An 11,821-nucleotide genomic window follows, 5' to 3' on the forward strand; every position below is an offset into this window, starting at 1 on the left:
ATCTTGATTATTAATATTATTAATACAACAACGAGAGTTATGTTAAGTTTTTGTAAACTTTTCGATAAAATGTTTTAAAAAACGACAGTTTTTTGTTAGAATTGACTAGCCAATATATTTTACATATATTACTTTTGTGGGGGTAACTAATAATGGTCTTTAAATCAAAAAAAGATAAATTTTCTGAAATGTTAATGAATGTTTCCGAAAATTTAAAAGAAGGCGCGCAGTTTTTCGTGGAGTATAAAATTAAAAATGCTAGCGATTTAAAAGAGTTTTCTATGCGCATGAAAGATTATGAGTCAAAAGGCGACTCATTTATTCACGAAATCATTATGGAGCTAAACAAAGCGTTTATTACTCCTATTGAACGTGAGGACATCCTACAGCTTGCAATGAGTATGGATGATGTATTAGACGGATTAGATCATAGTGCTGGTCTATTCGAAATGTATTCTATTACAGAAGCTGATGAATACATGATTAAATTCGTAGAAGCAATTAATCAATGTGCGATTGAAATTGCAAACTCTGTTGAATTAATGTCTAACAAAAAATTAGTCGACATTCGTACAAATGCGATTAAGATTAAGGATTACGAATCACAATGTGATGATATTCGCCGTCATGCGATTAAGCACTTATTCTCTCGTGAAAAAGATCCGATTAAGATCATTCAATACAAAGAGATTTACGAAGAGCTTGAAGAAGTAGCGGATAGCTGCCAAAGCGTTGCAAACGTATTAGAAACAATTATTATGAAGAACGCGTAAGGAGTTTGATCATGGATACACTCTTGATACTGACCGTTTTAGTAGTCATTTGCGCTTTAGCTTTTGACTTTATCAATGGTTTTCACGATACAGCAAACGCTATTGCAACGGCTGTTTCAACGAAAGCCCTAAAGCCTAGACATGCCATTGTTATGGCGGCTATTATGAACTTTTTAGGTGCAATGACATTTACAGGTGTAGCAAAAACGATTACAAAAGATATCGTTGATCCATTCGCCTTACAAAATGGTTCTCTTGTAATTTTAGCTGCTTTGCTTGCAGCAATAGCTTGGAACTTAATTACTTGGTACTACGGTATTCCAAGTAGTTCTTCGCATGCAATTATCGGCTCAATCGCAGGTGCAGCAATTGCTGCCGCTGGGATTAGCTCGCTAAATCTTAAAGGATTCATTAAAATTATTGAAGCTTTAATCATTTCACCAATTATCGCTTTCGTTATTGGTTATACCGTATACAGTATTTTTAAAGTAGTATTTAAAAACTTTAACTTAACGAAAACGAATAAGAATTTCCGTATATTCCAGATTTTCACTGCTGCATTACAGGCTTATACACATGGTACGAATGATGCGCAAAAAGCAATGGGAATCATTACGATGGCTCTTATGGCTAATAACTATCATACTTCGAGCGACATCCCGTTCTGGGTACAATTATCTTGTGCAATTGCAATGGGTCTTGGTACTTCTGTCGGCGGATGGAAAATTATTAAAACTGTCGGTGGACAAATCATGAAAATTCGTCCTGTAAATGGTGTAGCTGCTGATTTATCATCATCTCTTGTTATTTTCGGGGCAACATTTATTCACTTACCAGTTAGTACGACGCACGTTATCTCCTCTTCTATTTTAGGGGTTGGTGCTTCTCATCGTGTAAAAGGTGTAAAATGGGGAACTGCAAAACGCATGTTAATTACTTGGGTTATCACACTTCCTATTTCAGCTTCATTAGCTGCTTTATTTTACTCTTTATTACACTTAATCTTTTAATAAAAAGTCGTCTTCCTTATTTTTCTAGGAAGACGACTTTTTTGTGAACAAAGCTTTTTCTCATGAAAAAGCGTGTATAATAATTGGTGGATAAGTTATATAGAGGAGTTGTCAATTTTGGAATACATCATGTTACTTTTCATCGGGCTAATCGCTGGGACAGTCGGGAGTCTAGTCGGTCTTGGTGGGGGAATTATTATTGTTCCGTTATTAATCGGATTACATAGCCTGTCACCACAACTTGCAGTAGGAACTTCAATGGTAACAGTCGTTTTTACAGGACTATCTTCCACCCTTACTTATATGAAGCATAAACGAGTAGATTACAAAAGTGGACTTATTTTATTTATCGGGAGTGGCCCTGGTGGTATTATCGGCTCATGGGCAAATAAATTTTTAAACCAAGATACATTTTCTTTATATTTTGGGATTTTCCTTATTTTCGTCTCCATTCTTCTTATGTTACGAGACAAATTAAAGCCTCTTTCTTTATCAAATATGACTGTAATTAAACGTTCTTTTACAGATAACGAAGGAAACACTGTACACTATCAATTCCCACCGCTTCTCGCTATCTTTATCGCCTTTATAGTTGGTTTTATATCTGGATTATTTGGAATTGGTGGCGGTGCCTTACTCGTTCCAGCAATGATGTTACTTTTTGCATTCCCAGCACATATCGCTGTAGCAACTTCGATGTTTATCGTATTTCTATCAGCAATTGTAAGTTCTGCAACTCACATCTCCCTTGGAAATGTTAGCTGGATTTACGCATTAATTCTTATTCCGGGCGCATGGATCGGTGGAAAAATCGGGGCTTATATTAATACAAAATTAAGTGGTAAAGCCGTAATTAATTTATTACGTATCACATTAATTATTCTTGGTACTAGATTAATCATTACTTCTTTTTTATAACGCGTTCCTTTTAGAATGCGTTTTTCTTATACGCATGAATATAAAAAACTTCCTAATAAAACGAATAAAATTAAACAAACACTTAATAACATATAATTGGAAATATGTACTTTCTTCAAGTTGACCACTCCTATAACTGCGACTGTTATCTTTATGATAGCGAAAAAATAATTCAGTTGCAGTTACAAAGTGCTAACAATGCAAAATCATTTATTACAAATTTTATCCTTATATTTCATTTCTTTGTATATTCTATCGGTTTAATAAAAAAAGATGTCATATTGACATCTTTTTTAATGAAGAAGTGACCATCCCATAAAATCTTCATGTACTTGGCACGCCCTCTTATCGTTTCGATCATATAATTCAGCATAACTATCTGTTTCTTCATCATAAGCCATCGTATAAATAATTTGGCCGTCTACTTCAACGGATAACACGACTCCACCTTTCATCTCTTCTACATGAATGATAGCATTCGCTGGAATTCTCATATCCGTCATTTTTATCGCATCTAACAATATACTAAACCCCCTACAGCGTATTCATTGCTAGTACTATTACACACTAAATAGTATACTACTGTAATAGCATATATTTCGTCAATGAAATTGCTGTTGTAAAGCATATTATCTTTATACATATACGCTAAAATAAAAGAAATAGAAATGTTTAAATGGGGGGCTAACATTGATTTTACACAAAGGAGATGTACTATTCCGTCAAGGTGAGGACGGTCCTTTATATTTTATAAAAACAGGTTTATTAAAAGTAGTAAGGTTAGAAGAAGATGGAACACCATTTCTATTCAATATTATCGTTCCAGGAGAAACGATACCTCACCATTCTTTAATCTCACCGAAGGAATATCACGGTACAGCAATTGCTTTAATGAAAACAGAAGTTGAACCTATAATGAGTAATGAATGGTATGATCAACTTCAAGCAAATCCTGCATCATATGCAAATATCGCTATGCAATTACAATCAAAATTAAGAATGATGCAGCAGCGTATCGATCAATTGACAACCGTCTCTCCGAAAGAACGTCTTCATCGCTTACAAGAATGGTTCACACTATATTTAGGTGACATTCCTATATATGAAATATTAACGCAAACTGAAATTGGTCAACTGATCGGTATACGCCGCGAAACAGTAAATCGACTATTACGAGAACAAATAAAAAACGAGGTGAAATAACACCTCGTTTTTTTTTTGCTTATTAAAGCTCAATTTATTGTAAGCTTGCTGCTGGGCCGAAAAATTCATAATGAATATGTTCTTGTTTCACACCTAAATCAGTTAGTACAGCATTTATATGTTTCATAAATGGTACTGGACCACAGAAATAAAACTCTGCTTCAGTTGTCGGAATAATAGTTTGTAACCATTCTCTTTCCACAAAACCTTCTTTATCAAAGTTCTTCATTTCTAAATCTTTTTCAGTTGGTGCAGAATAACAAGTATATGCTTTAACTTGTTCGTATTCACTATCTACTGCCTCAACGTGTTCTTTCATTGCATGTGTATCACTATTTATCGCTGCATGAACAAAACATACATTACGTTTTGAATCTTGTTCAATTAACGTATTTAGCATACTCATCATTGGTGTAATACCTACTCCACCACTAATTAAGACAACTGGTAAAGTTGAATCCATATTTAATACGAAATCTCCTGCTGGTGCACTTACTGGTAACATATCGCCTTCTTTTACATGATCATGTAAGTAATTAGATACTTTACCATCCGGCGTATCTACACCTTTTTCTTTCTTGACACTAATACGATAATATTCTTTTCCAGGAGCATCTGATAAGCTATATTGACGATTATGTGTATATGTTTCACCTTCGATATTTATTTGAACCGTTACATATTGTCCTGGAATGAATGAAGAAACTTTCCCTCCATCTTCAGGTTTTAAATAAAATGACGTGATAACATCGCTTTCCTTCACTTTTTTAACAACCACAAAGTTACGGAAATCTTTCCATCCACCTTCTTTATGTGCCGCTTCTTCATACATCTCTGCTTCAATGCTAATGAATGCATCAGCAATGACACCATATGCTTCTCCCCATGCGTTTAATACTTCATCCGGTGCACCTGCGACCTCTTTAATTGCACGTAATAAACATGTACCTACAATCGGATAATGCTCTGCTTTAATACCTAAACTTCTATGCTTATGACCAATTTGTTTTACAACTGGAATAATAGCTTCTAAATTATCAATGTACGTTGCAGCTGCATAAACAGCATTCGCTAACGCTTGTTGTTGTCTTCCCTTTTTCTGATTTGTATGGTTGAAAATATTCAATAACTCCGGATGTTCCGAAAATAAAATTTCATAAAATCTCGTTGTAATTTCAACGCCTTTTTCCTGTAATAATGGTACTGTTGACTTTACGATTTCAATTGTTTTTTCACTTAACATTGTATCCCACTCCTCTATTTCCTTAACTGTTTTTAGTTTAACTGAATTGTATAATACAGATTGTGATTTTAATCACTATTAACACGGTGTTTTTGTGAAAAATATATGAACATTGCACTTACAAAAGAAAATAAGCCAACTAGAATGCTAGCTCGCTTATTATTTAGACTGTATCGCTTGTTCAATTACCCTTATATCTTTCCCATCTCCAAATTCTGTATACCCCCAGATGTTCGTTTCACCTCTATATTTATTTACAATAATATCTAAATCATGGTATACGCGATGTGCATACACTACATACTCAATATTTTGGAGCTCCACACCTTTTTTTGCAATTTCATAGCTTCTATTTACATCACGTTTTATTTTTTCATTCTTTATGTCTGTATGTATATTTTTTAACGATGATTCTTGTTGTTGAAACCATTGTTTAAATTGGTTCCAGTCCCCTTCTGTATAATTCTCTGCTTTACCATAATTTAAGAAATTATTATAACTTTCATGTGTCATACGAATAAAATCTAGTACTTTTGTCTCTTCTTGCACATCTTCTATTTCAGCTGTTGTACTTACCCCAGCGGGCTTATTCGCATAATGTAATAATACTTTCATAAGACTATAGCTCGCAATGATCATTACGATAATAATCACGAATACATTTAACCATTTCTTCATATACAGAACTCCTTCTCTACTAAAGATATTACAATGTATGACTATACTTGTAACATTCTCTCGTAGAAATATAATTCCTGTATAAATTCTTCCTATCATTTCGACAATATTCTTTTATACATTTCTCGTTGGCAAATGTTCTTGTAAAACAATATATCCTTCATAAGCTGCGTAACCAAGTATAGCCATTAATCCGATATAACAAGCAAATACCGTCCATTTCGTTTTTGTATCCACTTTATAATAGTTTTCCTGTTGTCTCTTTTCCGCATCCCATTCCTCTAATTTTCTTTCTGACATTTCAAATGCTTCTCTTATATGAATGGTATGTGTTTCTTTTTCATCTTCATATGGGACGTAATCAAGTGGCTCAAACTTCGGTAACAAATACTCTAACACTTCAATCTTTTGAAATTCTCCTGTTTTTAATTCTTTCTCTCTTTCTTTTTGCCTTAATACATTTATTTCATGTTGCATCATATATATATTTCGATGCACAGCACCAGTTTCTTTTAACTCCTCTTCAAGCCTTGCAATATATTCTTTCATTCCATCAATTCTATATCCTAATTCCTTAATTGGCTCATCTCTTTTTATTACTCTATACAATTCCATACAGCCGATAATAACAATAAATCCTCCCAAAATACTTTTAAAATAAATTGAATAACCAAGTAATAAAACAAGCCCCGCTCCCCAAATTTTCGTACTTACAACTGAAATAATTCTTCCTCCATCTAACGGGGAAACTGGAATTAAATTAAAGAAATTAATCATGCTTCCAAGTAAAATAATGAGCGCCCAAAACGGCTCTTTCGTTATCATGTAAAGTGGAATAGCCGGTAAAAATGAAAGTAATCCGAAAAGAGGACCCATATAGGCAATATATGCTTCATCTTTTGCATTTTTTGGCATCTCTTTCATCCCAATAAGAGCGCCCATAAATGGAATAAATATTGCTGGTGATGTCGGTATACCTTTTCTTTTCGCAGCCCATAAATGACCCATTTCATGAATAAACAACAAATAAATGAGCGCTACCCCAAACTTCCAACCATATATAACTGCGTATGCACCAAGTGATAGAAACATACTAAATACTGTTGAAAACTTTGCTAATTTAAAAATTGCAAATACCCACTTTAACTTAGAAAGTAAAAATAGTCCTATTGCAACAATAATTCCCCATAATCCTTTTTTATTATTTTTCATATTCCTCTCCTTTATCTTTCATTAATGAATCATATACATTCATCAAAGCTTACTCTTTTCTCTATTATGACATATTTTTTTCTATTGTTAGAAATAATGTTTATATAATCCATTTTTAGCCAAAAATATAAATAAAAGGAGGTGTATACAAATGAACTTACAATCTCTCATAATAGGCGTTCTATCGTTTTTAGCTTCAACTCTTATTTTTTATACCGTTAGTTACGTATTATTATTAGATTTGTTGCCCAATCATATATTTATTGCCCTTATCATCCTTTCCGCTCTTATGATTTCTTTTCTTATTACACGAAAATCAATGAATGAGCCATCTGCAAAAGCAAAGTAATAGAGAGGGGCCCCCCTCTCTATTATCATTTCCTAGGAAAGGTCATACAGAATTTACATTCATCCTGATTCGCATGGGCTAATTAAAATTTCACTTTATCTTTGTAAATTCATTTTTTCACCATACTCTTTCACAATTTGAATAATATTTTGAAAAACACCTATTTTTTCTTGTTTACTATTTAATATTTTCAAATCATAATTTTCATAATATGTTTCTAATGACTTTAATTGTGATTCTGAAGCACCTTGTATCGGAACAGTAGCATGCAATTCATACTGTTTATATCCTTCCTTTACCTTTTCTCCTAAGATTTTTTCACTCTCTTTTGCTCCAATTAATTTTTGAACTTTTTCTGGAAAAATGACCTGCAAATAGTATTCTTGTTCCTTCTCTAACTTGTTGTATAATGACTGTGAAATCGTATACCGTACCGTATAATTCACTTTTTGATTGCCTGCTTTAATATGGAACGCGGTAATCTGCAAATCTTTTTTCGTTACTTCCGTTAAAGGACCTACCTGTATCTCATCTTCTTTTTGTTTTGATACATTTGGAAATATAGCCAAAAGCTTTTCTGTATCTTTTTTATTCAGCATATACATAGCTTTCTTATGTTGTATCCATCCTTTTCTGTCTTCTCCTCTTAGCCATGCATAATATGTTTCCTTTTTCCCATCTCTACTAATTTGTATTTCATATTCAGGTTCACCGAAGCTACCTGTTATTTCTTGTTTCTCAGCTTTATCGATAATGTCTATTACTACATTAGCTTCAGATTCCTGTAACTTTTTCTCTTTATCTTTTTTTTGTATAACGGTTACCTCTATTATTTCTTTCACTTCATTCACCGTCTCTTCCACTTTTTTTGTTTCTTTTTTTTGCTCAACTTGACTACAAGATGCTAATAACATAGCAAATAACAGCACTACATATTTCCTTTTCACCTTAATCCTCCTTTTACAATAAGAAACTCTTATAATCTTCATATAAAAAACAAAAACGTGACACACTATAAAATACGCTATACTAAGCATTGAAAGGAGGTCTGTTTCATGCCCATTAATTTTCACGATGCAAATAATAAATACACATACGCACAGCGAAATGCCCATATTTCTTGGGAAGAAATGATAAAAGGTATTACAAATATACAAAACAAGCAAATAATTGATATTGGCTGTGGTGGCGGGATTTATACGAAAGAACTTGCTCTTATGGGAGCAAAAAGTGTTGTTGGGCTTGATTTTTCAAAAGAAATATTACAGGCCGCAAAAGAAAATTGTAGTGGATTTTCAAATATTTCATTCATTCACGGTGATGCACATAGTACCCCATATCCTAATGATACATTCGACATTGTTATTTCGCGTGCGGTTATTCATCATTTGCAAGACATTCCTACATTTCTACGTGAAGCTTCTCGTATATTAAAGAAAAACGGTGTACTTATTGTACAAGACCGAACCATTGAAGATTGTACAATTCCTGGAAGCCCTGAACACATTCGTGGATATTTTTTCTCTATATTTCCGAAACTTATCGAAATAGAATCAAAAAGACGACCAAAAACCACCACAATACAAAAAGAATTACAAAAATATTTTCTTCACGTGTTCCCCACTCAAACACAATGGGAAGTACGAAAAATACATGATTCTGTAGAAGCATTATTGCAAGATTTATCCCCCCGAACAGGTCGATCCATTCTATACGAATTAACAGATTATGAACTTTCTCAACTTCTACAACAAGTACAGACTGCCTTACAAAACGTCTCTCCTATTATCGAAAGGGATCGGTGGACCATTTGGAGCGCCATGAAATTGTAAGGAAGGAAGCCTCACATTATTTTGTGAGGCTTCCTTCTTTCATAATCTAATTTTGCAACACTCTTGATATCCTCCACTTCTGGCCTGTGCACTTCCACACTTCGGACATACTAAATATCTAGACTGATTTGTCAACAAACTACCTTTTTGAAAGAGTAAAACTTCTGCTTGTTTAAACGAACGCGAATAATATAACCACATAAAACCAATTATAGCAATAATGCCGAATAATACTCCCATCGCAAGCATTCCAGTCACCTCTTTTGGTTTGTTCTTTCCATCAAGTGGATTGTTGTATTATTCTCTGTAAATTCAAATAATCCCTTCTTTACTCCTATAAATATCAACTTTCTCCGCAAACTTTACAATTCTCTACAAATTTTTACTCCCATTTTACATCCCCCTTTACTTCAAAAAAAAAAGAATATTACCTCAAATAATTCCTCATATAAATATATCTTTTTCAAAAAAATATTGACTTTCAAAAAAAAACATGTAACAATACTGTCAGAATACTTGAATAAAAATTCATTGACGAGAACGAGTACGTTATAGAACTGTCCCCCAGAGAGTTGGCGATTTGCTGAAAGCCAACGTTCAGTGCGTAGCCGAAAATCATCTCCGAGAAGTAGAACCGAATGTTGCAGTAAGTTCTTACCGGCTGTCCCCCGTTACAAGGAACACGTATCATGTTGTACGTTGCAGAGCCGTATACATATAGACTCATTTCTACATGTATAAATTAGGGTGGTATCGCGGGTAAATATAACTCGTCCCTTTCTTTAGGGACGAGTTTTTTGTGTTCTTACAAATGAATGTAAAAAAGGAGGAAAAACAATGAACACTGTATCAAAAAAACATATTTTTTTCACGGGTCTTATGCTATTTTCTTTATTTTTTGGGGCAGGTAATTTAATTTTCCCTCCCATGCTTGGACAAAATGCAGGTGAAAACTTTTGGCCAGCAATGATTGGATTTTTACTAACAGGAGTCGGTTTACCACTACTAACTGTTATCGCAATTTCTTTATCAGGAAATGGTATGCAACAACTTGCAAGTCATGTTCACCCATTATTCGGAATATTCTTTACGGTAGTTGTATACATTGCCATTGGTCCTTCTATGGGTATTCCACGCGTTGCAAATGTCGCTTATGAAATGGGCGTAAGTTCTTTCTTACCAGAAACAATCCGTTCTAGCAACCTAGTGCTATTTGTATATACAATCATATTCTTTGCTATCGTATTTTGGCTGAGCTTGAATCCATCTAAACTTGTAGATCGCATTGGAAATATATTAACACCTATTTTATTACTCTCTATTTTCTTATTGTTTGTTAAAAGTGTATTTACACCACTCGGGCAATCAGGTCCAGCGATGCAAGAGTATCAAACTTCCCCGATCTTCAAAGGATTTATGGAAGGATACTTAACGATGGATACCATTTCAGCACTTGCATTTGGAATTATCGTTGTAAATGCTATTCGCTCTAAAGGTGTGAATGATCGTAAATCCATTGCCATCGCAACAGCAAAAGCAGGACTTATTGCCGCTACTGGTCTCGTACTTGTATATGGTGCGCTTGGCTGGCTCGGTACAACTAGCGTCTCGCTCGGATATGCAGAAAATGGCGGACAGTTACTTACTGTTATCGTACAACAATTATTTGGTCCATACGGCTTACTTCTACTAGCTCTAATCGTTACACTCGCTTGCTTAACGACATGTGTTGGACTCGTATCTGCATGTAGTCAATATTTCTCAACATTATTGACTAAATTTTCATACAAAACATTTGCAAGTATCATTTGTGCTTTAGGGTTACTAGTTGCTAACTTAGGTTTAACAAAAATCATTGCCATCTCTGTTCCAATTCTACTTGTTGTATATCCAATTGCTATCGTACTTGTTCTACTATCGTTACTGCATAAATACTTCGGGGGATATCGTTCTGTTTATGTAGGTGCTTTAATTGGAGCAGTTATAGTGAGCGTATTTGATGGATTAAAACAAGGGGGTATTTCAGTTTCATTTATCACATCATATTTTGAATTTATCCCTTTATATAATGAAGGAATAGGCTGGCTAGTACCTGCATTAGCCGGAGCTCTTATCGGCCTTACAATCGCTAAACTAAGCGGTGCGAAAAAAGTTCCTTTACTAACCGAATCTCGTGAAGTAAAAGCATCCTAAAAAAACTCCCAAAAGGGAGTTTTTTTACTTTTGATAAGCAGTGTGATTAAAACTGCTTATTTTATACGCTTTCGTATAATAGTCGATATTTGTATCCACTGTTTCTACTTTGACAACGTCGTAGCAATCTTCTTGCTTTACTAAAAATAAATAGTACTCTTCTGTCGCCTCAACAATTGCAATTTTATCTGTTTCAACATTATATTGTTCACAAAGCGCTTGTAATGCGTTCACATAATCCCCTAATTTTTTTGATTTATCCATGCCAAATATCGTTTGAACTAACATATACATTCTCCCCTTTGTATGTACTGTTAACACCTTAATGATAACGCTTACATATATTAGCGTCAATAAAAAGATTCGGTGCAAACTAATAATCAGTGGGAATAGCTCCCCACTGATTAAAG

The 11,821-nt window shown here is 34.0% G+C and carries 14 protein-coding genes and 1 other annotated feature; of the genes, 7 read left to right on the forward strand and 7 right to left on the reverse strand.

The window, feature by feature from the left end; genetic code table 11:
- The first annotated feature begins 152 nt into the window (after positions 1-152).
- The 3 genes from AC0L0O_RS17635 to AC0L0O_RS17645 all read left to right on the forward strand — a co-directional run bounded on the left by AC0L0O_RS17635 (position 153) and on the right by AC0L0O_RS17645 (position 2,701).
- Complete coding sequence (locus AC0L0O_RS17635; protein WP_000231442.1) at positions 153-773, forward strand: DUF47 domain-containing protein; 621 nt, start codon at positions 153-155, stop codon at positions 771-773.
- 11 nt (positions 774-784) lie between these two features.
- Positions 785-1,783 (forward strand): inorganic phosphate transporter, encoded by a 999-nt coding sequence (locus AC0L0O_RS17640; protein ID WP_000380282.1) that lies wholly within the window; start codon positions 785-787, stop codon positions 1,781-1,783.
- A 117-nt stretch (positions 1,784-1,900) separates the two neighbouring features.
- The gene (locus tag AC0L0O_RS17645; protein WP_000455757.1) at positions 1,901-2,701 is read left to right on the forward strand and encodes a sulfite exporter TauE/SafE family protein; all 801 of its coding nucleotides are present in this window, start codon (positions 1,901-1,903) and stop codon (positions 2,699-2,701) included.
- Between the two features lie 293 nt (positions 2,702-2,994).
- Here the strand turns inward: AC0L0O_RS17645 and AC0L0O_RS17650 are convergent, their stop codons facing one another.
- On the reverse strand, positions 2,995-3,222 hold the full coding sequence (locus AC0L0O_RS17650; protein ID WP_000882907.1) for a hypothetical protein: 228 nt from the start codon (positions 3,220-3,222) through the stop codon (positions 2,995-2,997).
- A 169-nt stretch (positions 3,223-3,391) separates the two neighbouring features.
- Between AC0L0O_RS17650 and AC0L0O_RS17655 the strand changes: the two genes are divergently transcribed.
- A complete protein-coding gene (locus tag AC0L0O_RS17655) occupies positions 3,392-3,904 on the forward strand; it encodes a Crp/Fnr family transcriptional regulator (protein ID WP_000600586.1) in 513 nt (170 codons plus the stop codon).
- 34 nt (positions 3,905-3,938) lie between these two features.
- Here AC0L0O_RS17655 and hmpA read toward each other — a convergent pair whose 3' ends face one another.
- From hmpA to AC0L0O_RS17670, 3 genes are all read right to left on the reverse strand, one after another.
- Positions 3,939-5,147, reverse strand: a complete 1,209-nt coding sequence (gene hmpA, locus AC0L0O_RS17660; RefSeq protein WP_131372147.1) for an NO-inducible flavohemoprotein — start codon at positions 5,145-5,147, stop codon at positions 3,939-3,941.
- A gap of 159 nt (positions 5,148-5,306) precedes the next feature.
- The gene (locus AC0L0O_RS17665; protein WP_131372145.1) at positions 5,307-5,825 is read right to left on the reverse strand and encodes a hypothetical protein; all 519 of its coding nucleotides are present in this window, start codon (positions 5,823-5,825) and stop codon (positions 5,307-5,309) included.
- A 114-nt stretch (positions 5,826-5,939) separates the two neighbouring features.
- A complete protein-coding gene (locus AC0L0O_RS17670) occupies positions 5,940-7,037 on the reverse strand; it encodes a site-2 protease family protein (RefSeq protein WP_000794479.1) in 1,098 nt (365 codons plus the stop codon).
- Positions 7,038-7,188: 151 nt separating this feature from the next.
- Here AC0L0O_RS17670 and AC0L0O_RS17675 point away from each other — a divergent pair, with 151 nt between their 5' ends.
- Positions 7,189-7,386 (forward strand): hypothetical protein, encoded by a 198-nt coding sequence (locus AC0L0O_RS17675; protein WP_001053358.1) that lies wholly within the window; start codon positions 7,189-7,191, stop codon positions 7,384-7,386.
- Between the two features lie 95 nt (positions 7,387-7,481).
- On the opposite strand, the gene AC0L0O_RS17680 is transcribed toward AC0L0O_RS17675, so the two are convergent.
- A complete protein-coding gene (locus tag AC0L0O_RS17680) occupies positions 7,482-8,333 on the reverse strand; it encodes a YhfM domain-containing protein (protein ID WP_000824723.1) in 852 nt (283 codons plus the stop codon).
- Between the two features lie 108 nt (positions 8,334-8,441).
- On the opposite strand from AC0L0O_RS17680, the gene AC0L0O_RS17685 reads away from it, so the two are divergent.
- Complete coding sequence (locus AC0L0O_RS17685; RefSeq protein ID WP_428889020.1) at positions 8,442-9,218, forward strand: class I SAM-dependent methyltransferase; 777 nt, start codon at positions 8,442-8,444, stop codon at positions 9,216-9,218.
- 39 nt (positions 9,219-9,257) lie between these two features.
- Here the strand turns inward: AC0L0O_RS17685 and AC0L0O_RS17690 are convergent, their stop codons facing one another.
- Entirely contained in the window at positions 9,258-9,467 is a 210-nt protein-coding gene (locus AC0L0O_RS17690) for a hypothetical protein (RefSeq protein ID WP_000880630.1), read from the reverse strand.
- A 273-nt stretch (positions 9,468-9,740) separates the two neighbouring features.
- Positions 9,741-9,999 (forward strand) — a binding site (T-box leader).
- A gap of 56 nt (positions 10,000-10,055) precedes the next feature.
- Here AC0L0O_RS17690 and brnQ3 point away from each other — a divergent pair.
- On the forward strand, positions 10,056-11,411 hold the full coding sequence (gene brnQ3 / locus AC0L0O_RS17695) for a branched-chain amino acid transport system II carrier protein BrnQ3 (RefSeq protein WP_473785900.1): 1,356 nt from the start codon (positions 10,056-10,058) through the stop codon (positions 11,409-11,411).
- 24 nt (positions 11,412-11,435) lie between these two features.
- Here brnQ3 and AC0L0O_RS17700 read toward each other — a convergent pair whose 3' ends face one another.
- Complete coding sequence (locus tag AC0L0O_RS17700) at positions 11,436-11,774, reverse strand: DUF3922 domain-containing protein (RefSeq protein WP_131372153.1); 339 nt, start codon at positions 11,772-11,774, stop codon at positions 11,436-11,438.
- Positions 11,775-11,821: the final 47 nt, after the last annotated feature.

This window comes from Bacillus sp. GS3m_15504, assembly GCF_055825275.1.

Bases quoted from the DNA above. Each gene is read 5' to 3' on its own strand.
- AC0L0O_RS17635 (WP_000231442.1), top strand. From the start codon at position 153: ATGGTCTTTAAATCAAAAAAAGATAAATTTTCTGAAATGTTAATGAAT.
- AC0L0O_RS17640 (WP_000380282.1), top strand. From the start codon at position 785: ATGGATACACTCTTGATACTGACCGTTTTAGTAGTCATTTGCGCTTTA.
- hmpA (WP_131372147.1), bottom strand. From the start codon at position 5,147: ATGTTAAGTGAAAAAACAATTGAAATCGTAAAGTCAACAGTACCATTA.
- AC0L0O_RS17665 (WP_131372145.1), bottom strand. From the start codon at position 5,825: ATGAAGAAATGGTTAAATGTATTCGTGATTATTATCGTAATGATCATT.
- AC0L0O_RS17670 (WP_000794479.1), bottom strand. From the start codon at position 7,037: ATGAAAAATAATAAAAAAGGATTATGGGGAATTATTGTTGCAATAGGA.
- AC0L0O_RS17675 (WP_001053358.1), top strand. From the start codon at position 7,189: ATGAACTTACAATCTCTCATAATAGGCGTTCTATCGTTTTTAGCTTCA.
- AC0L0O_RS17685 (WP_428889020.1), top strand. From the start codon at position 8,442: ATGCCCATTAATTTTCACGATGCAAATAATAAATACACATACGCACAG.
- AC0L0O_RS17690 (WP_000880630.1), bottom strand. From the start codon at position 9,467: ATGCTTGCGATGGGAGTATTATTCGGCATTATTGCTATAATTGGTTTT.
- brnQ3 (WP_473785900.1), top strand. From the start codon at position 10,056: ATGAACACTGTATCAAAAAAACATATTTTTTTCACGGGTCTTATGCTA.